Below are 24,418 nucleotides of genomic sequence, written 5' to 3' on the forward strand. Positions count from 1 at the left end.
CTGCTTGGTCCAGTGCGTAACGACTCGCTGCACGACAATCATCCGGTCAGTGTCTCCGTCGGCGGCCGGATACTGTCAAATTTGTTCGATTGGATGATGTCACTCACGCGGCCAGGGGCTCAGGGCGCTCGGCCAGGACGGCGTTTTCGAACGTGGCGCCAGCGCGGACCAGGGCGACGAGGTGGGCTCCGCGGATTGCGCGCCAGCGGGCCTGGGCGGATTCGACGAGCTTGAACACCATCGCGAGGGCGGCGGCCGGGCTGCCGGCGCCGCGGGTGACCTTGGTTCGGAGCTTGACGGTGGAGAAGGTCGACTCGATGGGGTTCGTGGTCCGCAGGTGGATCCGGTGCTCGGCTGGGAAGTCGTAGAAGGCCAGCAGCTCGTCGCGGTCGTCGGTGATCTTGGCGACGGCCTTGGGGTACTTGGCGCCGTAGGTCTTCGCGAACGCCTCGGTCGCTTTCCCGGCGTGCGTGCGGTTCTCGGCGTTGTAGATCTGCTGCATCGCCTTCGTCGCGCCCGGCTGTGCGGACTTCGGCAGGGCGTTCGTGACATTGCGGGCCTTGTGGACCCAGCACCGCTGGTGCCGGGCAGTGGGGAAGACCTCGGCGAGCGCCTTCCACAGGCCCATCGCGCCGTCACCGACAACCAGCTCGGGATCGCGCATGCCCCGGCGCCGGCAGTCGCGCAGCAGATCCGCCCACGACTCGGTCGACTCGCGCAGCCCCTCCGCCAGCGCGATCAGCTCCTTGGTGCCGTCCAGGCGCACTCCCATCAGCGCCAGGACACAGGAGTGCGCCTGCCCGAGCCGGACCTTGGGCGACTTGCGGCACCACGGCGGCAGGATCTTCGAGGAGACCCGCATCCGCTCACCAGTGGCCGCGTCCCCCCGCTTGTCGTTCACGCGCGGGGCCGTGACCTCGACGGATCCTGCTGCAGTGATCACGGTGCGGGGCCGGTGGCGGCCGTTGCGGACCACGAGGCGGCGCCCGGCCACGTCCGTTTCGGCGGCCAACTCGGCTATGTACTGGTTGACTTCGGCTTCCAGCGCCGCGGCGAGCATCCGCCGGGCGCCCTCGCGGACGATCTCGTCGATCAGGGAGCCGGACTCGGTGGAGCCGTTGGCGTTCACTACGGTGAGCACGGGCGTGCCTTCCTGACCGACGGTGCAACGTCGGCCTACTCGATGACTAGAAGTCGATCACTCGGGAAGGTACGCCCTTCGCGTCCGTCCCGAAGTCGATCCACAAGTCATGAGCATTGCTCGCGCCGGGCCCTCGTATAGACGCCAGCGGTGCCTCCGGGGCAGGATGACGGGCAATGAGCACTTCTTCCTCTTTTTCCTCTTTCGTTCCCTCCATCCCGTCCGAGAACGCCCGGCGCGCCCTCTCCAGCCTGTCCGCCCTGGCCGTCGGTGACGCCTTCGGCTCCCAGTTCTTCGTCCCCGACAACCGATCCCGGCACTGTGCCCGGGAACTGCCCCCGGGAGTGTGGGAGTGGACCGACGACACCGAAATGGCCGCGTCGGTGTACCGGGAGGTCGTCCGCCACGGGGAGGTGGACGCCGACCGGCTCGCCGCCTCCTTCGCCGACCGCCACGACTTCGACCGCGGTTACGGTCCCGCGACGGGCCGCCTACTGCGACTGGTGCGCGAGGGTGCCGATCACCGGGACCTGGCCTCGGGATTGTTCGACGGCTCCGGCTCCTGGGGCAATGGGGCCGCGATGCGGGTGGCCCCGCTGGGCGCGTTCTTCGCCGACGACACGGTGGCGGCCGCCGAGCGGGCGGCGGTGAGCGCGCGCATCACCCACACCCACCCCGAAGCGGTGGACGGGGCGGTCGCGGTGGCGGTGGCCGCCGCCCTAGTGGCACGGGGCGAGGCCGAGGCACCGGGGACGTTCCTGGGCCGGGTGGCCGACCACCTGCCCGAGGGGGCGCTGCGGAAGGGGGTGCGCGCCGCGCGGGCCCTGCTGATCGTGCCCGAACCGGTCGGGGCCGCCCACCGGCTGGGGAACGGGTCGCGGGTGCGGGCCCTGGACACGGTGCCGTTCGCCCTGTGGGTGGCGGCCAAGCACCTGCGGGGAACACTGGAGTCGGCGCTGTGGGCTGCGGTCACTCCAGGCGGGGACATGGACACCGTGGCCGCGATCGTGGGCGGAGTGCTGGGCGCGGGCCCGGCCGGGGCGGTCGATCCGGAGTGGGGCGGGCGCACGGAGGCGCTGCCGGGATGGGCCCTGGACTGACAGGCACCACGAATTCCGGTATCCCCGCCATCGGCGGCCGAAAGGTGACCTTCGGTCCTAGGCCCCCGCCCCACACCGAAAGACGCTGGTCACAGGAGGCCGGCATGGGCAACGGGGCACAACCGCGACGCAGCCGGGACCAGGGGTGCACGAACACGGTCGGACCGCCGTCCGCGGTTCGGTGGACGCTGCTCTGCGCCGCCGCGGAGGCGGTCGCGGTGTCCGCAGCGCTGTTCGGGGATCCGAGCGGCGCAGGGCAGGTCTCCGCCGTGGTCTCGTTCATCCTGGCGGGAGGCCTGGTGGAAGGGGCGGCTCTGGGCTCCGCCCAAGCCCTGGGCCTGCGGCGCTGGCTCCACGGAGTGGCCAGACCGCGGGCGCTGGTGACGGGGCTGGGCTGAGCGGCCCTCACCCTCCCACGGTTTTTTCTGGTCTCCAATGAGGGCCCTGCCCCGAATCGATGGGAAACCGTTTCGCTGGCGACCACGGACTCCGCCTCACCCTGGCGCTGAACACCGCTTTCGGCCGTCCGAACTTTCTCCGAAGAGGTTGTTTCGAGGTCGTGCGTGTTCTTTCGAACGGCGTTCGATACGTCCCGATATTGCCACCCCACAGGAAATCGTGGTAGAAATCCGCATCCGGGTGGCATCGGGTGGCGTGTGGAATCGTGAATTGGCCTGTGCGTCGATGCGGCGAATAACCCTCGAATAACGATTTCCGCGTCACCGACCGAGGAAGAGTGGGAGGCCGACGTGCCTGGTGGCGCAGGTGACACGGGGCGATCCGACAGGGGACCGGGGACGGAGTCGCGGGTCCGGACGGCGAGCTTGACCGCCGAGGAGGAGCGGATCGCCAAGGCCGCGCTCACCGAGCTCCCCGAGGGAGGCGTCGTCATCCTCGACGCCGGTACCGTCACCGAACGGCTCGCCGCCCACCTGCCGGTCGACCACGGCCACACCGTCATCACCAACTCCATCCCGGTGGCCCTGGCGCTCGCCGCCCGCACCGACATCACCGTGCACCTCATGGGCGGGCGACTGCACCGCCGGGCCGGCGCGACCCTGCCCGGTCCCCGGGAGCTGGACGGGCTCACCGTGGACGTCGCCTTCGTCGTGCCGGGGGGAGTCTCCTTCGACCGCGGCCTGACCAGCTGCGATCCCGCCGAGGGCAGCGGAAAGAAGGCGGTCATGGACGTCGCACGGCGCGTCGTCGCGCTGGCCGACCACACCAGGATCGGCGACGACCGCCTGTCCCGGTTCGCCGCGCTCCAGGACGTCGACTGCCTGATCACCGACACCGGCCTCCACGAGGAGGCGGCCGAACGCCTCCGCGCGCGCGTTCCGCGACTGCTGCGCGTCTGATCTCCACCAGTCGCACGGCCCCGCCGTGACCGCCTCCGGGCGCGAACGCGGGGCCTGCGCCGGGTCGGATCCCACACCATGCCACAGGGAACCACCACCATATGGTTGACTCCTGAGGCACGTCGCCGCCACGGCCTCAACGACTGCCACAGTGAAACACAGGTGATCCCACATGTACGCGGAAGAGCGTCAGCGGCTCATCCTCGACCGTGCGCGCCGGGAGGGGAGGGTCGACGTCGCCAAGCTCGCCGCCGAGTACGACGTCACCTACGAGACGATCCGGCGCGACCTGACCGCTCTGGAGCGACACGGAGTCCTGCGGCGCGTGCACGGCGGCGCGATCCCCGTCGAACGGCTCGGCTTCGAGCCGACGCTGACCCAGCGCGACACCGTCATGACCAAGGAGAAGGAGCGGATCGCCAGGGCGGCCCTGGCCGAGCTGCCCGCGGAGGGCGCCATCCTCCTCGACGCGGGTTCCACCACCGGACGGCTCGCCGAGCAGCTCCCGGCCGACCGCGAACTCACGGTCGTCACCAACTCCGCGCCGATCGCGCTGACCCTCCTTCCGCGCGGCAACATCAACCTGATGCTGCTCGGCGGACGTCTGCGCACCCGCACCCAGGCCACCGTCGACGGGTGGGCGCTCCAGGCGCTGGAGGAGACCTACGTCGACGTCGCGTTCATCGCCACGAACGGCGTCTCCGCCGAGCGCGGCCTCACCACCCCCGACCCCTCGGAGGCGCTGGTCAAGCGCGCGATGATCCGCTCGGCTCGCCGTGCCGTGCTGTTGGCGGACCACACGAAGGTCGGCAACGACCACTTCGCCCGCTTCGCCTCCGTCGAGGAGGTCGACTGCGTCATCACCGACACCGGCCTGGCCGACGGCCTCGCCCAGGAGCTCGCCGCGCTCGGGCCGCGCGTCACCACCGTTTGACTGCTCCCCTCCCTGAAGGGGAGGCGGAACCTCGGGTGCCGTGAACGAGAGGGACCCACCGTGATCGTCCTGCTCGCACATGCCTCCACCACGCTGGAGCCCCAGGGGACGACAGACGGCGGGCATGCGGGCCCGCGCCGCCGCTGAAGCACTACACACGGCACGAACGCTTCCCCCCGACCGAGGCGAACTCCCCGACGGGGCCGCCGCCCCGGGCGTACTCACCGTCAACGAGTCACGCGCCGGGCACGAGACCGATACCGTTGCCCACGCCGTCGGTGTGGGCCGCTGCCAGGACGGCCTCGATCAGGCCGGGGAAACGCAATTCCAGGTCCTCGCGGCGCAGCCGGACGAAGCAGCGGGTGCCCTCCTGGCGGGTACGGATCACGCCCGCGTCGCGCAGCACCCGCACATGGTGACTGAGCGTCGACTTGGCGACCGGCACCCGTAGCTCGCCCCAGCCGCGCTCGCCGCCATCGGCCAGCACCCGTACCAGCCCGATGCGCAGAGGGTCACTGAGCGCCCCCATGATTTCGGGCAACGCCACGTCCTCGGTCGCCGGATGGTGTGCTTTCCTCATGCCCCCATGCTAGCTTGTTCGATGTTCAACGAACATCGAACAAGGAGGCGGGATGACCACACCACCACAGCACCAGCAGCATGAGCGGGAGCGCTTCAGCGGGCGGGTCGCGATCGTCACCGGCGCGGGATCGGGCATCGGCCGCGCCACCGCGATCGCCCTGGCCCGCGCCGGAGCCCACGTCCTGGGTGTGGGTCGGCGCCGTGACGCACTGACGGAGACCGCCGCCCAGCACCCCGGCATCGCCATCCACCCCGCCGACCTGCGTTCCCCCCAGGTGCCCGCCGAGGTCGCCGAGGCCGCCGTGTCCCGCTGGAGCCGCATCGACCTGCTCGTCAACAACGCTGGCGCCACCGCGATGATGCCGCTGGCCGACACCCAGGCCGCCCGCATCACCGACCTGTTCGCGCTCAACGTCACCGCTCCCAGCCTGCTGGCCGCCGCAGCCCTGCCCCATCTGCGCCTTCAGCGAGGCACGATCGTCAACGTCTCCAGCACCTACGGCCACCGGCCGCTGCCCGGCGCCGCCCACTACGCCGCCTCCAAAGCCGCCATCGAGCACCTGACGCGCTCGTGGGCCCTCGAACTCGCGCCTGAGGGCGTGCGCGTCAACGCCCTGGCCCCGGGCCCCACCGAGAGCGAGGCGCTGTCGGCCGCCGGGCTGCCCGAGGCCACCGTGCGCCAGATCAAGGAGACAGAAGCTCAGCAGATCCCGTTGGGCCGCCGCGGCGAGCCTGAAGAAGTCGCCGAATGGATCCTCCGGCTCGCTGACCCGGGCACCACCTGGCTCACCGGCCAGGTCCTCACCATCGACGGCGGTCTGGACCTCACCTGAGGCGCAGGGCGGGGGACACGTGTCCCCCAGCGGGGTCGCTCGGCGTGGGCGACGCCTGTGGCCAGCCAGCCGGTGAGCTAGTCGGCGTCGGTGACCCCGCACACCCGGAAGTCCAGGAGGTCGCGGATCTGCTTGTGGTGGTACTCGATCTGTCGTCCCCTGGGGCTCCAGCGTGGTGGAGGCATGTGCGAGCAGGACGATCACGGCGGGTCCCTCTCGTTCACGGCTGGTGCCACGTTCGTTCACGGCACCCGAGGTACGCCTCCGATCCCTGGAGCAGCCCCGACCGCGGGTAGGCGGTGACCGCGTAGCGGTGCGTGCTCGCCACACCGACGTGGCTCCAGGCGTCGAAGTCGGTGGGCTCGGGCGTGGTCGTGCCCTCGTGGACCGCCGGTCTCCCACTACGTGTGGATGCTCCGCCGCACGAGGCGCATGGCAGTCAGCGCCCTGCTCAAGCACCCGCGCTCCGAACAACCCGAACTCCCCAAGGCCGAACCGACGACCCCGCCGGAGGCGGACCCTGCTGCCGAGCCCACGCCAGCGCCGAAGACGAAGGCGTCCCGGCCCGCGCAGTCCACCGAGCCGGAGCGTCCCCAGCGCAGCGACGCCAAGCGCACCCCGGCCGCAAGGGACGCCCCCAACGCTGAGAGCACCGGCATACGGATACACCGGCACTCCGGTGTGACGGCATGAGGTTCTCCGAACCTCGCGCCGAGGGACTTCGTTCTGCCCGTGGTCACCGCCCCGGCCGGAGACCGGGAGAAACCGTGGGAGGGTGAGGGCCGCTCAGCCGCCCTGGTCAGCGAGTGAGCTCGGCGGCCCCGCTGCGGGTCAGGTTGGTGCCGAAGGTGTGGCGCAGGGTGTGCGCCGACAGCGCCGCGCGGCCGTGCTCGTCGACCACGTCGGCGTCGACGTCGAGGGCGACCAGTTCGCTCACGCGCAGCCCGGAGTAGGACAGCAGCCGCCCGATCGCCCGGTCGCGGGCGAGGGGGCGTTTCTCCACCGCGCGCAGGAACCGCTTCTGCTCGCCCGGGGTCAGACCCCTCTCACCCATGAGGGGCTGAACCGGCTCGCCCCGCCGCGACCGGCACCTGGTCTTCTTCGAGCTCTGGCTGGAGCAGTGGCTCGCCGCCATCGACGACCAGCGGTGCGCACCTCCGCGCTGCGCCAGCTCGTGCTCCAGGCCTCCGCTCCGGTCATCGCCTGGGCGCTGGGCTTCCATGACAAGACCACCACCCGAGTCGTTGCCCAGGCGGGAGGGACCTGGAACCGCTACGCCCCCAGCGACCACACCCCGCACGGTCGGTCCGGGCACGGATCCGCACACTCCTCCAGGGCAATACATCCCATGATCCGCTATTTTGCCTCGTGTGGCTTCGTGTGCGTTCAGCGGCTCTTCTGGCCGCATGCGGGTTGATTGCCACTCAACCCTTCTATAAACTCACCCAAAACCAATTGCATTCACATGTACTGCCAAACGGAAGGCAGCCGCGATGAGATCGACGGCCTCGACCGCCCGCAAGGGCACGGTGGCCGCAGGATGCGCGGTGGCACTCGCCCTGGTCACGGCCTGCACACCGGCGGACGGGAAGCCCGCCGGGGAACCCTCCGCCTCCGCGCCCGCCACGTCGGGGGCCTCCTCCGACGCGGAGGCCGCGCTCGCCGCCTACACCGGCATGTGGACCGTGGTCGTCGAAGCCTCCCACGAGGGCTCCGCCACCCCGGACGGACTGGAGGACCACGCGACCGAGGGCGCCCTGGCCCTCATGCGGCAGGCCCTCGAAGGAGTCGTCGCATCGGGGAGCGAGGTGACCGGTGAGCCGGTGCTCACCCCGGAACTGACCCTGGAGGACTCCACCCACGCGGTCGTCGCCGACTGCGTGGACGACTCGGAGTGGAACATCGGAGCGCCCGCGGCGGCGGGGAGCGCGGCCCCCCGACGAGTCGACGCCGAACTCGTACACGACGGACTCGCCTGGCGCGTGTCCTACCTTCGGATCTGGGAGCCGGGATCATGTTGAGACGCACTGGCGCCACCTCGCTCGCGGTCGCCGCGGTGGTCCTGGGGGCGGCGCCCCCGGCGAACGCGGACACGGCGGACGGGCCCACGGCCGCAGGATCCACCCCGGTCCTCACCGAGGTCGAGTGCGGCAGCGGGGGCGGCTCCGGATGCACGGTCGTGCTGAGCCACACGGAAACCACGGGCGGCACCGAGGGCACCTCGGGAACCGGCGCCGCGTCCACCACCACGGGCGATCCCCACGACCCCTACGCCGATGTGGACTGGAGCGCGGTCGACTGGGACTCCGTGGACTGGGACGCCATCGACTGGGACGCGGTCGACTACGGCGGCCAGGAGGGGGAGGAGGCCACGGCCCCGACCGACCCCGTGACGCTGATCCAGGAGTCCCTGGCCTCCTTCGAACTCCCCCCGCCCCAGATCGCGACCTCACCCGGCAACGGCTCCCTGGTCCTGGTCAACACCCCCCTGTGGCTGTGGATCGACGACCAGACGTGGGCTCCCGTGACCGCGACCGCCGAGATCCCGGGCTGGTCGCTCACCATCACGGCCACCCCCCGGGAGTCGCGCTGGGCGATGGGTGACGGCGAGGAGGTCGTCTGCGAGGGACCGGGCACCGCGTTCGACCCGGAGCGGCACGACCCCGAGTCCGCGTCCCCCGACTGCGGCCACGCCTACACCCGCGCCTCCGTGGCGCGGGAGGGCGGTACCTACACCCTCACCACGGGCGTCGTCTGGGACATCGCCTGGGAGTTCTCCGACGGCACGGCCGGCGCCCGCGACTCCGTCACGACGACGTCCGAGGTCGAGGTCGCGGTCGACGAAGCACAGGGTCTGGTCTCCGACTCGGGCCGCTGACAGCGCAAGGAAGCAGTGGAGGCAGCATGGTGGGCACGACCACGGGCCCGGCGCCCGCGACGGTCCAGGGCGGGACACCACCGGTACGGCTCCTGGGCAAAGGGCCCCGACGCTGGCGATGGCTGGTCCTGGGACTGGCGATGGCCACGACCGGAGCCCTGGCCGGGGTCACCGCGGTCGACCGCCTCGACCAGCGGCAGGGCGTCCTCGTGGCGGACCGCGACCTTCCGGCCGGTCACGTCGTGACCACGGACGACCTGCGCATCGCCCAGATCACCGTGGGCGACGGGGTCTCCGTCATCGGCGAGCAGGACCTGGAGGAGGCACTGGGGCGCACGCTGACCGTCCCGGTCGCCGACGGGGCGATCCTGCCCGGCACGGCGCTCGGACCGGACGCGGCCTACCCGCCCGCCCAGGAGGCCGTCGTGGGCGCCGCCCTGATGCCCGGGCGCTTCCCCGCCTCCGTCCAGCCCGGATCGGCGGTCTCCGTCGTGGTGATCCCCGAGGACACCGGCCAGGTCGCCGAACAGGAGGCCGGTGCCGAGGCCTTTCCCGCGCGGGTCCAGAGCGTGGAGGCCGCCGCCGGCGACGGCTCGGTGATCGTCGAACTCGCCGTCAGCGCACTGGACGCCGCCCAGATCTCCTCCGCCGCCGCGACCGACCGCATCACCGTGGTGCAGGTCCCGACCCGGGGAGGCTCGTGATGCCGAGCACCGTGGCGGTCCTCTCCCTCGGCGGCGCGCCCGGGGTCACCGTGACCGCGATGGCCCTGGCCGCCTCCTGGCAACAGGAGCCCGGGGCACTCCTGATCGAGGCCGACGCCTCGGGAGGCGACATCGGCACCTGGCGCAGGCTGTTCGTCTCGCCCGGACTGACCGACCTGGCCGCCGCCGCCCGCCACGAGCGATCCGACGGGACCGGGGCAGGCCCGCTCGAACACGCGCAGGTCCTCGACGGAGGGCTGCCCGTCTGCCCGGCCCCCGCCTCCGCGGACCGGGCGGACGGCGCGGTACGGCTCCTGGCCCAGAACGCCTCCTCCCTGCTGTCCCCGAGCGGCCACGCGACCGTCCTCGACCTGGGACGGCTCGCCCCCCGCTCCGCGACCGCGCACCTGGCCGCGCGCGCCGACGTCGCGCTCCTGCTGGTCCGTGACGACCTGGCGCAGCTGCGCCGTCTCCAGGAGTCGGCGCGGTACCTGTTCGAGACGCTTCCCCGGGCCTGGACCGTCATCGTCGGGGGCAGCGGCTCCACCGCCGAGATCGCCGGCGCCGTCGGCCTGCGCGTGTGGGGAAGGGTGCCCGACGACGACCGGAGCGTGGCCTTCCTCCGCGGCGAGACGGGGCTGCGCCGTCCCGAGCGCCGTCCCCTCTTCCGGGCGGTGGCGTCCCTGTCCCGAGCGGTGGTCCGGGAAGCCGCCGCCCAGCAGGTGCGGATGGAGGTCCCGCTGTGACCGAGATCGACGCCACCTTCGACGACGACCCCAACCAGTTCATCGACGCCGGTCGCGCGGCCCGCGAGGACTCCTGGGTCACGTGGACCGCGACCGAGGCCACGCGGCGGCTCAGCGAGCTGCTGCGCGAGAACGGCGAGTACGGCCCCGCCGAGTACCGCCGGGAGGCCGAGCGCGTCATCGCGCGGATCCTCGACGAGGCGGCCAGCGAGGCGCTCGCCGCGGGTCGGTCGGTCCTGGCCCCCGCGACCGAGGCGATGATCGGCCGCCGTGCCCTCGCCCAGGTGAGCGGGCTCGGACCGCTCCAGCCGCTCCTGGACGACCCGGAGATCGAGAACATCAACGTCACGGGCTCGCGCGTGTGGATCCGCTACGCCGACGGCCGACGCGAACAACGCCCGCCGCTGTTCGAGGACCCCGAGGAACTGATCGCCCTCGTCCGACGCATCGCCGCCGAGTCCGCCACCGGTGAACGGCGCTTCGACCCCGGCGCACCGATCCTGGACATGACCATGCCCGGCGGGGAACGGCTCAACGCCGTCATGGAGGTCGCCCGCGACCCCGCGGTGTCCATCCGCCGCCACCGCCACAGCCGCACCTCCCTGGAGCGCCTGCGTCGGCTGGGCACCCTTGACCCCGTCCTGGTCAAGCTGCTGCGGGCGGCGGTCCTGTCCCGGCGCAACATGGTGATCACCGGCGGCACCGGAGCGGGCAAGACCACGCTGCTGCGTGCCCTGGCGGCCGAGATCCCGCCCACCGAACGCCTGGTCACCATCGAGGACGTCTTCGAGCTCGGGTTGGACCGCGACGTGGACGCCCACCCGGACTGCGTGGCGCTCCAGGCCCGGCCCGCCAACGTCGAGGGCGTCGGTGAGATCGCCATCGCCGACCTCGTCCGCGCCGCCCTGCGCATGTCGCCCGACCGGGTCATCGTCGGTGAGACCCGGGGCCAGGAGACCGTGCCCCTGCTCAACGCGATGAGTCAGGGCAACGACGGCAGTCTGACCACACTGCACGCCGCGAACTCCGCGGGCGCCTTCACCAAGCTCGGCGCCTACGCGTCCCAGTCCAGCGAACGCCTGCCGTTGGAGGCCACCGCGGCCCTGGTGGCCGCCGCCGTGCACCTCGTCGTGCACGTCTCGGCCCTGCCGACGGGCGGCCGCATGGTCACCAGCGTGCGCGAGGTGGTCGGCGCGGAGGGACAGAACGTCATCTCCAACGAGCTCTACCGCAGGAGCCGCTCGGGTGAGCGGCTCCCCGCGGCGTCGCCCAGCCCGGACACCCTGGACGCACTCCTCGAAGCCGGGTTCGACCCCGCCCTGCTGCACGCCGACGTGGAGGTCGGGGGGTGGCCGACGTGACCGCCGTCCTCCTCCTGGCCGCGTGCGGAGCCTTCGCGGGCGCGGGCATCTGGATCGCCGTGGCCTCGCTCCTCGTTCCCACGCCCGGGACCCGGCCCGGACAGCGGTCTCGTGCGTCGCTCGCCGCGCTGCCCAGCCGACGCGACGTCGTCCTGCTCGCCACGGGCGTGGCGGCCGGCGTCGTGGTCTGGGTCGTCACCGGCTGGCCGGTGGCGGGGGTGCTCATCGGCGTCGGCGCGTGGTTCGCGCCGACCATGCTCGGCCCCGACCGCGCCCACCAGCGCCAGGTGGCCGGTGTGGAGGCGGTCGCGGCGTGGACCGAGATGCTGCGTGACCTGATGGCCGGCGCCGCCGGTCTGCACCAGGCCATCGCCGCGACCGTCCCCATCGCCCCCGAACCGGTCCGCGCCGAGGTCGCCCGGCTCGCCGAACGGCTGCGCCAGGGCACACCGCCCCGGGAGGCGTTGCGGGTGTTCGCCGACGAGGTCGACAACCCCACCGCCGACCTGGTCGCCGCCGCCCTCAGCAGCGCCACGTCCCGGCACGCGACCGACCTCGGCGTCCTGCTCGGCAGCCTGTCCGAGGCCGCGCGCGAACAGGCGGCGATGCTGGTCCGGGCGGCGGCGAGCCGGGCGCGCGTGCGCACCTCGACCCGCATCATCATCGCCGTGACCCTGGGCATGGCCGTGCTCCTGATGCTGCTCAGCCCCGAGTACCTGGACCCCTTCGACGGGTTCGTCGGACAGGTCGTGCTCGGCGCCATCGGCGCGATCTGGGCGACCGCCATGTTCTGGCTGGTCCGGCTGTCCCGACCCAGACTCGGACCGCGTGTGCTCACCCCTGACACCCGTGAGACGGAGGTGGCCGCGTGACCGCCGACACCCCCCTGCTGGCCATCGTGGGCGGCGCCCTCGTCGGCCTCGCCGTGTGGCTGGTGCTGGCCGTGCGCTTCGCCCGGCCCAGCCTCGCCGAACGCCTCGCCGCACCCCAACCCGTCGCACCCCTTCGGTCGCGTGGCGGGGACACCACCGGACTGACGGCGAGGCTCGGCGGGGTGGGCGTGCCGCTGCTGTCCGCGTTCGGCCTCCCGGGCCCCCGCACACGCCGCGACCTGGTCGTGTGCGAACGCGACGCGGCCTCCTACCTGGCCGAGAAGACCACGGGTCTGGTCCTGGCGCTGACGGCGCCCCCGATCCTGGGCGCGATCCTCGCGCTGGCCGGTGTCAGCCCGCCCCTGGGTGTCACCGTCCCCGTGTGGGTGCTGTTCGGGCTCACGTTCTGGTTCGCACCGGACCTGTCCCTGCGCGATGAGGCCGGCAAGCGACGCGAGAGGATGCGCCACACCCTCGCCGGGTTCGCCGACCTGGTCGTGGTGTCCCTCGCCGGCGGCGCGGGGGTGAACGGGGCGCTCTCCGACGCCAGCTCCGCCAGCGACGGCTGGGCGATGACGCGTATCCGCGAGGCGCTGCGCGACGCGTCGCTGCGACGCGAGCCAGCGTGGACGGCGCTGCGCGGACTCGGTGAGCGCTACGGGACCCCGGAGTTCGACGAACTCGCCGCCAGCCTCCAGCTCGCGGGCGCCGACGGAGCGCGCATCCGCTCCTCACTCGCGGCCAAGGCGAAGACCCTGCGCACCCAGTTCCTGTCCGAGCTCGACGCGAACGCCCAGTCGGACACCGAGCGGATGAGTCTGCCGGTGGTCCTGCTCTTCGGCGGCTTCCTCGTCATGCTCGGCTACCCGGCTCTCAGTCATGTCCTCTTCAGCCTCTGAACTTCATCACGCATCCCCTGGAGACCCTCCATGAAAAGCATCGCCACCTTCGTCCGCATCGCTCTCGGCATCCATAAGGGCGACCTGGGCGATGACGGATACTCCACCGAGGCCGTCGTGGTCATCGCCCTGCTGGTGGGAATGGGCATCGCCGCGGTGACGGCCCTGTCGCTGGCCGTGATGAACAGGGTCAACTCCATCTCCCTGGGCTGACCGCGTGCATTCCTCCGACGATGACCGGGGCAGCGCCGAACTCGCGGTCGCGGCCCCGCTGCTCCTGTTGCTCGTGCTGTTCGTGGTGCAGGCGGCGCTGTGGACGCACGCCGACCACGTGGCCGCCAGCATCGCCCGGCAGTCGGCGGAGGCCGCCCGCACCGTCGAGGGCGCGGGCGGCCAGGCCAACGCCGAGGCCATCGCGGACGAGCTCGGCGGCACGTTGCTGATCGACCGCACCGTGTCCGTCGTCCGCGGCCCGACCGAGGCCACGGCCGTGGTGGAGGCACGGGTGCGGTCCCTGATCCCGGGCCTGACCTTCCCGGTGCGGCACGAGCTGACCGTGCCGGTGGAACGCTTCGTACCCCCCGGAGGTACGCCATGACCCCGACCGGCGAGCGCCCGGCCAAGGGGGGAACGGCGCCGCGCCATGGCGACGACCGGGCGTCCGCCCCTGTCGAACTGGCGTTGCTCACACCCTTGCTGATCATGTTCGCGCTGCTGATGATCCTCGCGGGCAGAGTGGTGGGAGCGGGCTCCACGGCCGACGAGGTCGCCCACGCCGCCGCGCGCGCGGCGGCGCTCGAACGCCAGGTCCCCCAGGCCGAGGCGGCGGCGCGGCGGATCACCGCGGCGAGCCTGGCCTCGCAGGGCCTGACCTGCTCCAGCCACACCCTGACCCTGGACCACAACGGACTCACCCCCGGTGGTTTCGTCACCGCCACACTCGAGTGCCACGTGGGTCTGAACGACCTCGCCGGGCTCAACGTGCCGAGCACCGTCACCATCTCGGGCAGTTCGACCGTGGCCGTGGACTCCTTCCGGGGGGACGCGTGAATCGTGACCGCCTCGGGCCCGACGACGGCCAGGCGACCGCCTTCACCGTGGTCATGGTGGCGGCGTTCGTCTTCTGTCTGGGCCTGGTCTACGACGGCGGCGGCTTGCTGCGCGCCCACACCCAGGCGATCGCGCTGGCCCAGGAGGCCGCGCGCGTCGGCACACGGCAACTCGACTGGGCGGCCTACCGGGCGGGCACGGACACGGTGCGACTGGACCCCGCTGCCGCCGCGGCCGCGGCCCAGACCTTCCTCTCCCAGTCCGGCGGATCGGGGACCGTCACCGTGGACGGGGACACCGTGACCGTGACCTCCCGGATGTCCTACGACTTCGTCCTTCTCCCCCTGGGTTCCACCACGGTCGAGTCCACCGCGAGCGCCCGCCCGTACACGCGACCCGCTCCCTAGACGTCCTGTGAGGCCGCCATGTCTCGTTTCCGCACGCCGAGCGCGGTCCTGCTCGCCTCGGCGGTCCTGCTCGGTATCCCGTACGCGCTCCTGTGGCACCTGGAGTGGCCGCGGCTCGACCTGACGTGGGCCGGCGCCCTCGTCCACCTCCGGGGCCTCAGCATCCCTCCGGGGCTGCCGACCGCGGTCCTCATCGTGCTGCTGTGGACGCTGTGGGGTCTGTACCTGGCCGGGATCGTCGTGGAGGCGGCCGCACGGCTGCGCGGGACGCCCGGACTGTTCCGCCGCCTGGGTCCGACGCAGGCGGTCGCGGCGACGGCGGTCGGCACGGCGGTCCTGACCCCGACCTACGCGCTCGCGGACACCGCCGCCGAGGAGGAGGCGGAGGAGGCGCCCACGGACGACGACGGCTCGCCGCCGCCCGTGCCCGTGTCCGACGGGACCCAGGCGGGGCGGAGCGTCGAACGGGAGCGCACGGTCGCGGGCTTTCCCACGGACTCGGCGGAACTGACCGACCAGATGCGCGAGGACCTGGCGCCCGTGGTCGAGCTCGTCCGCGACCACGGTGCTCCGGGCTCCCCGATCCAGATCACCGGGCACGCCGACCCCCGGGGAACCGACGAGTACAACCTGGAGCTGTCCGAGCGGCGGGCCCGGGTGGTCGCCGACCACCTGACCGCCGAGCTCGGCGACACGGCGCCCGAGACGGTGGTGCGCGGCTCCGGGTCCGGGGAGCCGCGCGAGGGGGACCACGCGGCGCAGCGCAGAGTCGAGCTGGTGTACGCGGTCACGACCGAACCGGCGCCGTCCGCGACGACGGAGTCCACCGATCCCACCGGCACGGCCGAGACCTCGGAGTCGGCCGAGGCCACGGACCCGGCTGAGACGACCGAGCCCGCCGATGTCGTCCAGGTGGAGACGGTCGAGGTCGAGACGATGTCGGCGTCCGGCGACACGGAAGCGGCCTCGGGCGGCGAGCGGGACCTGGACGAGAACCACGTCATCGTCCTGGAGATCCCCGACGGCGCCGTCGGGATCTCCTTCGCCTTCGCGGGCCTCCTCGGCGGATACGTCCTGGGCAAGCGCGGTGTCCGGCTTCCCGGGGTGGTGCTGTCGTTGCCGCGCCGACTCCCGCCCCCACCGCGCCGCAAGCCCCTCGCCCTTCCACCCGCCGACCCCCGTCCGGCCCCCGGCGACGACATCGACGAACGGGTCAGCGTGGAACTGGGCCACGTCCCGGGCGTCGGCGTCACCGGCAGGGGGGCGACGGGCGCCGCCCGACGGCTGCTCCTCAACGCGCTCGACACCTCGGACGAGCAGACCGCCCGCGTGGTCATCACCGAGGCGGACACCGTGCGGTTGATCGGTGAGCAGGGGCGTGACCTGCTCAGGAAGCACCCGTGCGAGCCCGTCCGGATGGTCGGCACGATGGAGCGGGCACTTGGGGAGCTCCAGAACGAGCTGCACCAGCGGGCGGACGAGGCCCTGCTGACGGACGGTCCGACACCGCTCGTCCTGGTCACCTCGGCCGCCCCCGAGCACGAGACGGCGCTGTCCTCCCTGCTGCTGCACGGTCAGCACCGGGGCATCAGCGCGGTGGTGCTCGGGCGGTGGCCGCTCGGAGGGAGTCTGGTGGTCGAGGAGGACGGGCTCATCACCGAGACCAGCACCCCCCTCGCCCCGCTCGCCCACCACGCGTGGCCGGGCTGCGAGGCCGACGAGGTGACCGAGGCGATCCGCGCCTACCGGCACTCCGCGCCCGCGGAGAACACCGGGAACACCGAGCACGCCCGAGGTGAGGACGGCCGGCCCGCACCCGTTCGCGTCGGCGACGCCCGCGCCGAGGCCGAGGCCTTCTGGGAGGAGGTCACCGGGGAAAGCTCCTTCTGGGATCACATGTCCGTGGACGACGGCTTCTGGGAGGAGGGCTCCGATCGCGACGCCGTCACGATCGACACCGCCACGGCGGACACGTCGGCCGACGACGCTCCCTCGCAGGAGGACGTCCCCGTGGAGGAGGCCCCCGACCCGCTGCCCAGGCGGGAGCGCGGGTCGCAGATCCGCGACTCACAGGTGTCGCGTCGGAGGAAGGCGCCTCGGCTCGCCAGGTCGGCGCGGACGCAGGATCCGACACCGGACCCTGTGACATCCGAACCGGACGCCGAGTCCGCCCAGAGCACGCCGGACTTCTCCAGTCTGAACCCACCGGAGGAGCGTCCCACTCCGGCGCCCGCGCAGGAGAACGGCGGCTCCGGGACGGACACGGGCACGGACGAGAGTGAGACACCGGCTGCCCGCCGCCGGCGCGCACGGGCGGGCGCCAGGGAACGGCGCTCTCCGCACGCCACCCGGACAATCTCCCGGGCACCCCAGGTGCCCCAGGCGGAGCAGACGGAGAAGGCTCCGGCCCAGCCGGAACCGCAGCCGGTGGCGAGCGACCCGGACACCGAAACGTCGGGAAGCCGTCCCCTGCCCAGCAAACCGAGGAAGGCGGGCCGGGGCCGGACCTGGCGTCCGAAGGAGAACGCCTGACCGCCGAGGAGACCGGCCACGACGTCGCGCCCTGGCGTGCCGAAGCCCCGGGCCTCGTACGGGGTGCGGACGCGCGGCGGCCGACGGGTGCGGAAGAAATCGGGGCGTTCGTCCCTTCTACTGGCGAACCCCATCGCGGCCGCCGGTGGCGCACGGCCCCTCGACCGGACCCCACCGGCCCCGGGGGCCGTCGTCGAGCGCTCCAGGAACCGCCGTAACCTGGGGAGTCGCGATCCGGAAGGAAAGGGCGGGATGCGCGTTCTCCTCGTGGACAACCACGACTCCTACACCTTCAATGTCTCCCAGCTGCTGGCGCGCGTCCTGGGCGAGTCCCCCGAGGTGGTCACGAACGACGACGCCCGCTGGGACGACCTGGACCCCCGCGCCTTCGACGCCGTCGTCGTCTCCCCGGGCCCCGGCCGCCCGCACAACGCCCGTGACCTGGGCCGCGTGCCCGAACTCCTCGCCCACACCCACCTGCCGGTCCTGGGCGTGTGCCTCGGTCACCAGGCCATCGCCCACCTGGCCGGAGCCGACGTCACCGCCGCGCCCGTCCCGCGCCACGGCCACCTCACCCGGGTCCGGCACACCGGTCGCGGCCTGTTCGAGGGACTGCCCCAGGACCTGACCGCCGTGCGCTACCACTCGCTGGCCGTCCCCGAACCGCTCCCCGCCCACCTGGCCGCCACCGCCTGGGCCGAGGACGGCGTGGTCATGGGTCTGGAACACCGCGAACTGCCGCGCTGGGGCGTGCAGTTCCACCCCGAGTCGGTCGCCAGCGACGCCGGAGCCGACCTGGTCGCCAACTTCCTCCGTCTGGCCCGCCCCCACGCGACGGCCGCCACGGGCACACCCGCCGCGCCGCCCGTCCCGACCGGCACCGCCCCGGAACGAGGACCCGCCACCCCCGAGCGTCCCGCGCCGCGCGCCCACGTCCTCGACCGCGCCGTGGACACCGAGGCCGCCTTCGCCCACCTGTACGGGGACGCCGAGTACGCGTTCTGGCTGGACAGCTCCCGCCCCGAAGGGCCCGCGCGCTTCTCCTTCCTCGGGGCGGCCACCGGCGAGACCCTGACCTACCGCGTCGGCGACGGCGCCGTCCGGGTCCGGGACGCCGACGGCGCCGAGCACCGCGAGCCCGGCACCGTCTTCGACGCGCTCGAACGCCGCACCCGCCCCACCGCCCCCACCGGCCTGCCGTTCGACTTCGCCGGCGGCTACGTGGGCTACTTCGGCTACGAACTCAAGGCCGACTGCGGAGCCGCCACCGCCCACACCTCGCCCACCCCCGACGCCGTGTGGATGCGCTGCGACCGGTTCGTCGCCGTCGACCACGCCGCGAACCGCACCTACGTGGTGCACGACGACGCCGACGACGCCCTCGCGTGGGCCCGGGACACCCTCGACGCGCTCACCGCCCTGCCCGCACTGCCCCCGCCCGCCCCCGCCGCGCCGCCCGTCGACCTGGACGCCCACCTGGAGCGGCCCCGGGAGGGCTACGTCACCGACGTCAAGGAGTGCCTGGGCCACCTCACCCAGGGGGAGAGCTACGAGATCTGCCTGACCAACCGGGTTCGGCTCCCCGACTCCGCCGACCCCGACCTGGACGTGTACCGGCGGCTGCGCGCCGCCAGCCCCGCGCCCTACGCCGCCCTCCTGCGGCTGGGCCCCGTCAGCGTGCTGAGCGCCTCACCCGAACGCTTCCTGCGCGTGGACGCCGACCGTGTGGCGGAGAGCCGCCCGATCAAGGGCACGGCCCCCCGCCACGCCGACCCCGAGGCCGACCGCCGCGCCGCCGAACACCTGCGCACCGGGGCCAAGACCCGCGCCGAGAACCTCATGATCGTGGACCTGCTGCGCAACGACCTGGGGCGGGTGTGCGAGGTCGGCAGCGTCGAGGTGCCCGCGTTCATGTACACCGAGTCCTACGCCACCGTCCACCAGCTGGTCTCCACCGTCCGGGGACGGTTGCGGCCGGACGTGAGCACCCTCGACGCCGTGCGCGCCTGCTTCCCGGGCGGGTCGATGACCGGTGCGCCCAAGCTGCGCACCATGGAGATCATCGACGGGCTGGAGGCCTCGGCCCGGGGGGTGTACTCGGGGGCGCTGGGCTACCTGTCCCACTCGGGGACCGCCGACCTGAGCATCGTCATCCGCACCGCCGTGCGCGCCGACGGGGAGCTGACGATCGGGGCCGGCGGCGCGATCGTGCTCGACTCCGACCCGGAGGAGGAGTACGAGGAGATGCTGCTCAAGGCCGCCGTCCCGGCGCGCGGCCGATGACCCGCGCGGCCGTGCCAGACCGGGTGTCGACGTTGGTCGTGCGCTGAGCCGAAAAAGGGTTTGCCCCGGTGGGCGGACACCCCCGAAGCTGTCGGCCATGCAGATTCCCCGGCACCAGATCCGCGCCCGGTGCACCGACACGACGGTCACCGTCTACCAGGCCTACCACCCCTCCATCGGTGTGCCCGCCGCCCGCGAGGGCCGCTTCCCGGCCTCCTGGAAGCGGGGGCGCATGACCTGGGTGAAGCCCTCGTTCCTGTGGATGATGTACCGCTGCGGGTGGGGACTCAAGGAGAACCAGGAGACCGTCCTCGCGGTGGAGATCTCCCGCGAGGGCTTCGAGTGGGCGCTGCGCAACGCCTGCCTGTCCCACCACGACCCTCGGGTACACGCCGACCAGGACGCCTGGCGCGAGCGGCTGCGCGCGAGCCCCGCGCGCGTGCAGTGGGACCCCGAGCGCGACCTCCGTCTCCGCCCCCTCGACCACCGGTCCCTCCAGCTGGGGCTGTCGGGGGAGGCCTCCCACCGCTACGCCGACGGGTGGATCGTCGGCATCACCGACGTCACACCGCTGGCCCACGAGGTCCACGCCCTGGTGCGCGCGGGCGACCTGGACGACGCCGCCGCGCTGCTGCCCGAGGAGCGCCCCTACCCGGCGCCCGGCCGCCTGTTGGACCATCTGACCCCCGCCTCGGTTCGGTGACCGGCCGATTCCCTGGGGGCCGCCACGAGCCGCCGGGCAGGGATCATCGGTGGATGCGGATAGGTTTCCTGATCCGCGCGGGCATAGGCTCGGCGGCATGGCGACTCGGCTTGTCCACATTCATATGAGCGCTCAGGATGACTCCGCGCTCGGCGGATTCTGGGCGAAGGTGTTCGGCTGGGGTGTTTCCAGCGAGGGACCCGGCGTGACCAACCTGGAACCCGAGGGCTTCGTCTATCCGGACCCGGTCGCCGTCTGCCTCGACATCGTCGCCGTCCCAGAACCCAAGACGGTGAAGAACCGTGTGCGCATCGACCTCGCCACCACTTCCGTGGCTCATCAGACGGAGCTGGTCGCGCGTCTGACGGATCTCGGAGCGACGCCCGCCGACCTGGGCCAGGGCGATGTGCCGTGGACGGTCCTGGCCGACCCCGAGGGCAACGAGTTCCGCGTCCTCACCCCGGCCTGACGCGGAGTCGTGCCGACCCGATGCGGGGGAGGGTCGTCGGGCACGTCCTGGCGGGCGGGGGCGGCTACGGTCGCCGGGACAGGTGGACGAGGACAGCGCTGAGCCAGAGCAGCCCGATCGCCGCTCCAGCGGTGAAGGCCGCCACGCTGGCGCCGGAGGCTGCGAACCCGGCGATGACCGCCACCGGCACCAGGCGGCACGCGAGGGCCCAGCGTCGTTCCTGGCGGGCGGAGAAGTACCTGGCCAGGATGAGGAACGTGGCGCACAGCGCGAGGTAGCCGATCATCCCGGCGAACATGTGGACGGCGCCGTGCGCGCTCAGGACGGGAACCGCGGTCTCGGGTGTGTCGACGGGGAACCCGGCGCCGGGGTCGGCGGTGAAGACCCCGGCGACCAGGAACGACGCGCCGAACACACCGATCAGCCGTGGCGCCCAGGTGCCGCCGGGCGCTCCGCGCAGCACGTGCCGCGTTCCGACCGCGCCGACGATGAGCAGCGCGCCGGTGACCAGGAAGACCCCGATCTGGATCCATCCCAGGGAGCCCAGGCTGAGCTGGCTGAGGGCGTTGCGGCCGAAGTCGAAACCCTCACGCGTCAGCCCCTGGAGCAGGCCCGCCCCGAGGAACAGGGGACCCGCGACGACACCGCCCGCCAGCAGGAACCGCTGCGGGGAACGGGCGGGAACAGGGGTGGAAGCGGGGGTCTCCGGGGCGTTGGGTGTCTGGGACATGCGGGGTCCTCCTGACGAGAGAAGCTCGCTTGGTACTGGACGGTCCAGTACTCATTGGGAACTGGACGGTACGGTACCCGAACAAGAACTAGACTGTCCAGTACTCAAATTGAGGGAGGCAACGTGGCAGACACCGCCCAGGGCCGGTCAGCACGCAAACACCAGGCGATCGTGACGGCCGCGACCGAGGTGTTCATGGCGAAGGGCTACCCCGGGACCAGCATGGACGACATCGCCAAGCTGGCCGCAGTGTCCAAGCAGACCGTCTACAAGCACTTCACCGACAAGGAGAAGCTGTTCTCCGAGGTCGTCCTGTCCACCACGGACCGAGTCGACGCCATGATCGACCTGGTGGCGGACATCCCCGCCGAGGCCGACACCCTGGAGGAGAACCTGACCCGGCTCGCCCACCGGTTCCTGAGCACCCTCACCCAGCCCCAGGTCCTCCAGCTGCGACGCCTGATCATCGCCAACGCCGACATCTTCCCCGAGCTGGGCGCCGCCTGGTACGAGCGGGGGTTCGAGCGGGTGCTGGCCACCCTGGCGACCACCTTCCAGCGCCTGGCCGACCGCGGACTGCTCCGGATCGACGACCCTCTCCTGGCCGCGAACCACTTCTCCGGACTGCTGCTGTGGATCCCCGTCAACCAGGCCATGTTCCACGGCGCCCCCCAGCACACCCAGGCTGACCTCGACCGCTACGCCACCGCTGGCGTCCATGCCTTCCTCGGCGCCTACCGCTGACCGCTCGCCGGACACCCCAGGCGGGTGTGCGGGTCGGCCCGTGCCCCGGTTCAACGGTCCACGGACCCACCCGTGCGGGGCGGTGCCGAGGGGTCGAGCGGAGGAGGCTAGTCGAAGACCGGCACGCCCTCCCGCACCAGACGCCAGTTGACGGCGTGGAACTGCGCCGGGTCGATGGTCCCGCTCGCGGTGGCGAAGTCGATCAGCGCCTGGCGCACCTCCGCCTGACGGTTGTAGACCACCGGCGCGGCGGCGATGTGCGGGAAGTTCCCGCCCCCGGACTGCCGGTAGTTGTTCACCGCCATCACGAACCGCTGGTCGTCGGCCACCTCCTGCCCGTTCAGGGTGAGCGACGTGATCCGCTCGCCCTCCGGACGGGAGATGTCGATCTCGTACTCCAGCCCCGCGACCTGGTCGAAGTTGTAGTCGGGGGTCCCGCCCGCGTTGGTGATGGCCTCGGGGTCGACGGCCTCGCCCGGGGCGAGGCGGGCGAAGTACCGCGCCGAGTGCTCCAGGTAGTCGCGGACCTGAGCGCCGGTGAGCTCGCTGGCCAGCAGCGTGTTGTCGTAGATGTACAGACCGGCCATGTCGCGAATCGAGACGTCCCCGGCGGGGAAGACCGCCGACCGGCTGAACGGCGCGGCGATCGAGATGACCGGAAGGTCACCCTCGGGGGTGCCCTGCAGGGCGGCACGGACCGTCTCCATCTGCACGTGCTGGATGTAGTCGAGGATCGCGGTGTCCCGCCAGCAGGCCTCGGCCGCGCTCAACTCCTCCACCGACGTCGCGATCACCTGGTTCACGTAGGCCACCGTCGTGGCGTGCTGGGCCTCCACCGCCGCCACGACCCGCGGGTCCTCCTCCACGGTGTTGGCGTTGAGCGCCACCGCGCTCTTGGCCACCACCCGCCAGCGCCCCCGTTCGCGGCGCAGCGCCAGATCCATCACCGACAGCCGCCGCCCCCAGTACGACGGCATCGACATGAGCACCCGCTCGCCCGTCACGCGGTTGGTCACGAACCGCTCGGGGACGTCCCGGTGGGCGTGTCCGAACAGGATCGCGTCGATCCCGGGCACCTGCTCGGCCACCATCGCCGACGCGTTCTCGACCGGCAGGTCGTCTCCGTAGGAGGAGGTGCCGCTGTCGCCGGAATGGGCGCTGACCACGACCACGTCCGCGCCGCGCGCCCGCATGATCGGCACCCAGTGGGCCGCCGACTCGACCAGGTCGCGGAACTCCAGCTTGCCCTCGACGTGGCGCTTGTCCCACAGGATCGCACCGGGGTTGGTCAGTCCGAGCACCCCGACCACCAGCGGAATCCTCCCGCGCCTGTTCGCGCAGTCCACACGCATGCGCTTGAGGACGTAGGGCCGGTAGGCGGGTTCGTCGGTCCCGTGGTGGACGGCGTTGGCGCCCAGGACCGGGGCGTCCATCTGCTCGATCCAGGCGGCCAGGTGGTCGATGCCGTAGTTGAACTCGTGGTTGCCCAGGGCCACCGCGTCGTATCCGACGGCGTTCATCGCGCGCGCCATCGGGTGGACCTCGCCGGTCTCGGTGAACGGCTCGACGGTGTTGTAGTACGTGGCCAGGGACGATCCCTGGATGGTGTCGCCGGAGTCGAACAGGAGCGTGTTCCTCCGGCCGCGCTCGGAGCGGATCCGCTCGATGAGGCTGGACGCCTTGGCGATGCCGATGTGGTCACCGGCGCCGTTGGCGTACTCGGCGTCGCGGAAGTAGTCCCAGTTGAGGCAGTAGCCGTGCAGGTCGGACGTGCCCATCACGGTGATGAGGGCGTCCCTGGCCGAGGAGGCGGCGGCGGTGTCGGGCCATCCGGCGACGGCCAGCGCGCTCGCGGCGCTCAGCGCGCCGATGGCGCCGCGTCGGGACATACGGGGGTCCTCGGCCATGGGGTGCACCTCCGGGGTGTGGGGGCTCGGGAGGCACCCAGGGTAGGGACGCCGGGAGTGGTGTGGAAGCGAGCGCGTGTTAACGATCGGTGCACGTTCGGCACCCGTCGCGTGCACGCGCCCCGCTGGGCATGGACGGTCGGAAGGGGCCTCGAACTCGCGACCGCCATGGGCCAGGCCCGCGA

General features: G+C 72.4%; 26 protein-coding genes and 1 pseudogene. 22 read left to right on the forward strand and 5 right to left on the reverse strand.

Going from position 1 to position 24,418, the window contains the following annotated elements; genetic code table 11:
- Window positions 1-103: 103 nt before the first annotated feature.
- On the reverse strand, window positions 104-1,141 hold the full coding sequence (locus AB0I72_RS14590) for an IS256 family transposase (RefSeq protein WP_358567635.1): 1,038 nt from the start codon (window positions 1,139-1,141) through the stop codon (window positions 104-106).
- 176 nt (window positions 1,142-1,317) lie between these two features.
- On the opposite strand from AB0I72_RS14590, the gene AB0I72_RS14595 reads away from it, so the two are divergent.
- The 4 genes from AB0I72_RS14595 to AB0I72_RS14610 all read left to right on the forward strand — a co-directional run bounded on the left by AB0I72_RS14595 (window position 1,318) and on the right by AB0I72_RS14610 (window position 4,533).
- Window positions 1,318-2,241 carry an ADP-ribosylglycohydrolase family protein gene (locus tag AB0I72_RS14595; RefSeq protein ID WP_358567638.1) on the forward strand — a complete coding sequence of 308 codons (924 nt, stop codon included), beginning with the start codon at window positions 1,318-1,320 and terminating at the stop codon, window positions 2,239-2,241.
- A gap of 104 nt (window positions 2,242-2,345) precedes the next feature.
- Complete coding sequence (locus tag AB0I72_RS14600) at window positions 2,346-2,639, forward strand: hypothetical protein (protein WP_358567641.1); 294 nt, start codon at window positions 2,346-2,348, stop codon at window positions 2,637-2,639.
- Between the two features lie 426 nt (window positions 2,640-3,065).
- Complete coding sequence (locus AB0I72_RS14605) at window positions 3,066-3,599, forward strand: DeoR family transcriptional regulator (RefSeq protein WP_358567644.1); 534 nt, start codon at window positions 3,066-3,068, stop codon at window positions 3,597-3,599.
- A gap of 172 nt (window positions 3,600-3,771) precedes the next feature.
- Window positions 3,772-4,533, forward strand: coding sequence for a DeoR/GlpR family DNA-binding transcription regulator (locus AB0I72_RS14610; RefSeq protein WP_358567647.1), 762 nt, complete (start codon window positions 3,772-3,774; stop codon window positions 4,531-4,533).
- 235 nt (window positions 4,534-4,768) lie between these two features.
- On the opposite strand, the gene AB0I72_RS14615 is transcribed toward AB0I72_RS14610, so the two are convergent.
- The gene (locus tag AB0I72_RS14615; RefSeq protein WP_358567650.1) at window positions 4,769-5,113 is read right to left on the reverse strand and encodes a metalloregulator ArsR/SmtB family transcription factor; all 345 of its coding nucleotides are present in this window, start codon (window positions 5,111-5,113) and stop codon (window positions 4,769-4,771) included.
- Between the two features lie 52 nt (window positions 5,114-5,165).
- On the opposite strand from AB0I72_RS14615, the gene AB0I72_RS14620 reads away from it, so the two are divergent.
- Together AB0I72_RS14620 and AB0I72_RS14625 are read left to right on the forward strand one after the other, a co-directional pair.
- Window positions 5,166-5,948 carry an SDR family oxidoreductase gene (locus AB0I72_RS14620; RefSeq protein WP_358567653.1) on the forward strand — a complete coding sequence of 261 codons (783 nt, stop codon included), beginning with the start codon at window positions 5,166-5,168 and terminating at the stop codon, window positions 5,946-5,948.
- A 432-nt stretch (window positions 5,949-6,380) separates the two neighbouring features.
- Complete coding sequence (locus tag AB0I72_RS14625) at window positions 6,381-6,641, forward strand: hypothetical protein (protein ID WP_358567656.1); 261 nt, start codon at window positions 6,381-6,383, stop codon at window positions 6,639-6,641.
- 106 nt (window positions 6,642-6,747) lie between these two features.
- Here the strand turns inward: AB0I72_RS14625 and AB0I72_RS14630 are convergent, their stop codons facing one another.
- Entirely contained in the window at window positions 6,748-7,170 is a 423-nt protein-coding gene (locus AB0I72_RS14630; RefSeq protein WP_358567659.1) for a hypothetical protein, read from the reverse strand.
- Window positions 7,171-7,441: 271 nt separating this feature from the next.
- Here AB0I72_RS14630 and AB0I72_RS14635 point away from each other — a divergent pair, with 271 nt between their 5' ends.
- The 15 genes and pseudogenes from AB0I72_RS14635 to AB0I72_RS14705 form a co-directional block, all read left to right on the forward strand.
- Window positions 7,442-7,969, forward strand: a complete 528-nt coding sequence (locus tag AB0I72_RS14635; RefSeq protein WP_358567661.1) for a hypothetical protein — start codon at window positions 7,442-7,444, stop codon at window positions 7,967-7,969.
- Window positions 7,963-8,826, forward strand: a complete 864-nt coding sequence (locus AB0I72_RS14640) for a hypothetical protein (protein ID WP_358567664.1) — start codon at window positions 7,963-7,965, stop codon at window positions 8,824-8,826. Before AB0I72_RS14635 ends, AB0I72_RS14640 begins: the two co-directional genes overlap by 7 nt.
- A gap of 26 nt (window positions 8,827-8,852) precedes the next feature.
- Window positions 8,853-9,530 carry an SAF domain-containing protein gene (locus tag AB0I72_RS14645; protein WP_358567667.1) on the forward strand — a complete coding sequence of 226 codons (678 nt, stop codon included), beginning with the start codon at window positions 8,853-8,855 and terminating at the stop codon, window positions 9,528-9,530.
- Window positions 9,530-10,276: a hypothetical protein gene (locus AB0I72_RS14650; protein WP_358567670.1), complete on the forward strand. Its 747-nt coding sequence runs from the start codon at window positions 9,530-9,532 to the stop codon at window positions 10,274-10,276. Before AB0I72_RS14645 ends, AB0I72_RS14650 begins: the two co-directional genes overlap by 1 nt.
- Window positions 10,277-10,317: 41 nt before the next feature.
- On the forward strand, window positions 10,318-11,637 hold the full coding sequence (locus tag AB0I72_RS14655; protein WP_358568455.1) for an ATPase, T2SS/T4P/T4SS family: 1,320 nt from the start codon (window positions 10,318-10,320) through the stop codon (window positions 11,635-11,637).
- Window positions 11,625-12,509 (forward strand): type II secretion system F family protein, encoded by an 885-nt coding sequence (locus AB0I72_RS14660; RefSeq protein WP_358567673.1) that lies wholly within the window; start codon window positions 11,625-11,627, stop codon window positions 12,507-12,509. The genes AB0I72_RS14655 and AB0I72_RS14660 overlap by 13 nt, the downstream gene beginning before the upstream one ends.
- Window positions 12,506-13,408 (forward strand): type II secretion system F family protein, encoded by a 903-nt coding sequence (locus AB0I72_RS14665; RefSeq protein ID WP_358567676.1) that lies wholly within the window; start codon window positions 12,506-12,508, stop codon window positions 13,406-13,408. Before AB0I72_RS14660 ends, AB0I72_RS14665 begins: the two co-directional genes overlap by 4 nt.
- A gap of 30 nt (window positions 13,409-13,438) precedes the next feature.
- Window positions 13,439-13,621 carry a hypothetical protein gene (locus AB0I72_RS14670; RefSeq protein WP_358567679.1) on the forward strand — a complete coding sequence of 61 codons (183 nt, stop codon included), beginning with the start codon at window positions 13,439-13,441 and terminating at the stop codon, window positions 13,619-13,621.
- 4 nt (window positions 13,622-13,625) lie between these two features.
- Window positions 13,626-14,006: a TadE/TadG family type IV pilus assembly protein gene (locus tag AB0I72_RS14675; RefSeq protein ID WP_358567682.1), complete on the forward strand. Its 381-nt coding sequence runs from the start codon at window positions 13,626-13,628 to the stop codon at window positions 14,004-14,006.
- A complete protein-coding gene (locus tag AB0I72_RS14680; protein WP_358567685.1) occupies window positions 14,003-14,458 on the forward strand; it encodes a TadE family protein in 456 nt (151 codons plus the stop codon). Before AB0I72_RS14675 ends, AB0I72_RS14680 begins: the two co-directional genes overlap by 4 nt.
- On the forward strand, window positions 14,455-14,865 hold the full coding sequence (locus tag AB0I72_RS14685) for a pilus assembly protein TadG-related protein (protein WP_358567688.1): 411 nt from the start codon (window positions 14,455-14,457) through the stop codon (window positions 14,863-14,865). Before AB0I72_RS14680 ends, AB0I72_RS14685 begins: the two co-directional genes overlap by 4 nt.
- An 18-nt stretch (window positions 14,866-14,883) precedes the next feature.
- Complete coding sequence (locus AB0I72_RS14690; protein WP_358567690.1) at window positions 14,884-17,397, forward strand: OmpA family protein; 2,514 nt, start codon at window positions 14,884-14,886, stop codon at window positions 17,395-17,397.
- Between the two features lie 252 nt (window positions 17,398-17,649).
- Complete coding sequence (gene pabB / locus AB0I72_RS14695) at window positions 17,650-19,680, forward strand: aminodeoxychorismate synthase component I (protein WP_358567693.1); 2,031 nt, start codon at window positions 17,650-17,652, stop codon at window positions 19,678-19,680.
- Window positions 19,681-19,777: 97 nt separating this feature from the next.
- Window positions 19,778-20,383 (forward strand): DUF4291 domain-containing protein, encoded by a 606-nt coding sequence (locus AB0I72_RS14700; RefSeq protein ID WP_358567696.1) that lies wholly within the window; start codon window positions 19,778-19,780, stop codon window positions 20,381-20,383.
- A gap of 124 nt (window positions 20,384-20,507) precedes the next feature.
- Window positions 20,508-20,840, forward strand: a pseudogene (locus AB0I72_RS14705) (VOC family protein); the annotation flags it as partial.
- A gap of 76 nt (window positions 20,841-20,916) precedes the next feature.
- On the opposite strand, the gene AB0I72_RS14710 reads toward AB0I72_RS14705, so the two are convergent.
- Entirely contained in the window at window positions 20,917-21,582 is a 666-nt protein-coding gene (locus tag AB0I72_RS14710) for a DUF998 domain-containing protein (RefSeq protein WP_358567699.1), read from the reverse strand.
- Between the two features lie 123 nt (window positions 21,583-21,705).
- Here AB0I72_RS14710 and AB0I72_RS14715 point away from each other — a divergent pair, with 123 nt between their 5' ends.
- Window positions 21,706-22,326 carry a TetR/AcrR family transcriptional regulator gene (locus AB0I72_RS14715; protein ID WP_358567701.1) on the forward strand — a complete coding sequence of 207 codons (621 nt, stop codon included), beginning with the start codon at window positions 21,706-21,708 and terminating at the stop codon, window positions 22,324-22,326.
- A 107-nt stretch (window positions 22,327-22,433) separates the two neighbouring features.
- On the opposite strand, the gene AB0I72_RS14720 is transcribed toward AB0I72_RS14715, so the two are convergent.
- Window positions 22,434-24,233, reverse strand: a complete 1,800-nt coding sequence (locus tag AB0I72_RS14720) for a 5'-nucleotidase C-terminal domain-containing protein (protein ID WP_358567704.1) — start codon at window positions 24,231-24,233, stop codon at window positions 22,434-22,436.
- Between the last annotated feature and the right edge of the window lie 185 nt (window positions 24,234-24,418).

The sequence above is a fragment of the Nocardiopsis sp. NPDC049922 genome (assembly GCF_040660275.1).
Lineage (GTDB): Bacteria > Actinomycetota > Actinomycetes > Streptosporangiales > Streptosporangiaceae > Nocardiopsis.

What these genes read in the sequence shown, in the direction of transcription:
- AB0I72_RS14595 (WP_358567638.1), top strand. Translation starts at nt 1,318, where the DNA reads ATGAGCACTTCTTCCTCTTTTTCCTCTTTCGTTCCCTCCATCCCGTCC.
- AB0I72_RS14600 (WP_358567641.1), top strand. Translation starts at nt 2,346, where the DNA reads ATGGGCAACGGGGCACAACCGCGACGCAGCCGGGACCAGGGGTGCACG.
- AB0I72_RS14610 (WP_358567647.1), top strand. Translation starts at nt 3,772, where the DNA reads ATGTACGCGGAAGAGCGTCAGCGGCTCATCCTCGACCGTGCGCGCCGG.
- AB0I72_RS14615 (WP_358567650.1), bottom strand. Translation starts at nt 5,113, where the DNA reads ATGAGGAAAGCACACCATCCGGCGACCGAGGACGTGGCGTTGCCCGAA.
- AB0I72_RS14620 (WP_358567653.1), top strand. Translation starts at nt 5,166, where the DNA reads ATGACCACACCACCACAGCACCAGCAGCATGAGCGGGAGCGCTTCAGC.
- AB0I72_RS14625 (WP_358567656.1), top strand. Translation starts at nt 6,381, where the DNA reads ATGGCAGTCAGCGCCCTGCTCAAGCACCCGCGCTCCGAACAACCCGAA.
- AB0I72_RS14630 (WP_358567659.1), bottom strand. Translation starts at nt 7,170, where the DNA reads ATGGAAGCCCAGCGCCCAGGCGATGACCGGAGCGGAGGCCTGGAGCAC.
- AB0I72_RS14635 (WP_358567661.1), top strand. Translation starts at nt 7,442, where the DNA reads ATGAGATCGACGGCCTCGACCGCCCGCAAGGGCACGGTGGCCGCAGGA.
- AB0I72_RS14640 (WP_358567664.1), top strand. Translation starts at nt 7,963, where the DNA reads ATGTTGAGACGCACTGGCGCCACCTCGCTCGCGGTCGCCGCGGTGGTC.
- AB0I72_RS14645 (WP_358567667.1), top strand. Translation starts at nt 8,853, where the DNA reads ATGGTGGGCACGACCACGGGCCCGGCGCCCGCGACGGTCCAGGGCGGG.
- AB0I72_RS14650 (WP_358567670.1), top strand. Translation starts at nt 9,530, where the DNA reads ATGCCGAGCACCGTGGCGGTCCTCTCCCTCGGCGGCGCGCCCGGGGTC.
- AB0I72_RS14670 (WP_358567679.1), top strand. Translation starts at nt 13,439, where the DNA reads ATGAAAAGCATCGCCACCTTCGTCCGCATCGCTCTCGGCATCCATAAG.
- AB0I72_RS14680 (WP_358567685.1), top strand. Translation starts at nt 14,003, where the DNA reads ATGACCCCGACCGGCGAGCGCCCGGCCAAGGGGGGAACGGCGCCGCGC.
- AB0I72_RS14690 (WP_358567690.1), top strand. Translation starts at nt 14,884, where the DNA reads ATGTCTCGTTTCCGCACGCCGAGCGCGGTCCTGCTCGCCTCGGCGGTC.
- pabB (WP_358567693.1), top strand. Translation starts at nt 17,650, where the DNA reads ATGCGCGTTCTCCTCGTGGACAACCACGACTCCTACACCTTCAATGTC.
- AB0I72_RS14700 (WP_358567696.1), top strand. Translation starts at nt 19,778, where the DNA reads ATGCAGATTCCCCGGCACCAGATCCGCGCCCGGTGCACCGACACGACG.
- AB0I72_RS14710 (WP_358567699.1), bottom strand. Translation starts at nt 21,582, where the DNA reads ATGTCCCAGACACCCAACGCCCCGGAGACCCCCGCTTCCACCCCTGTT.
- AB0I72_RS14720 (WP_358567704.1), bottom strand. Translation starts at nt 24,233, where the DNA reads ATGGCCGAGGACCCCCGTATGTCCCGACGCGGCGCCATCGGCGCGCTG.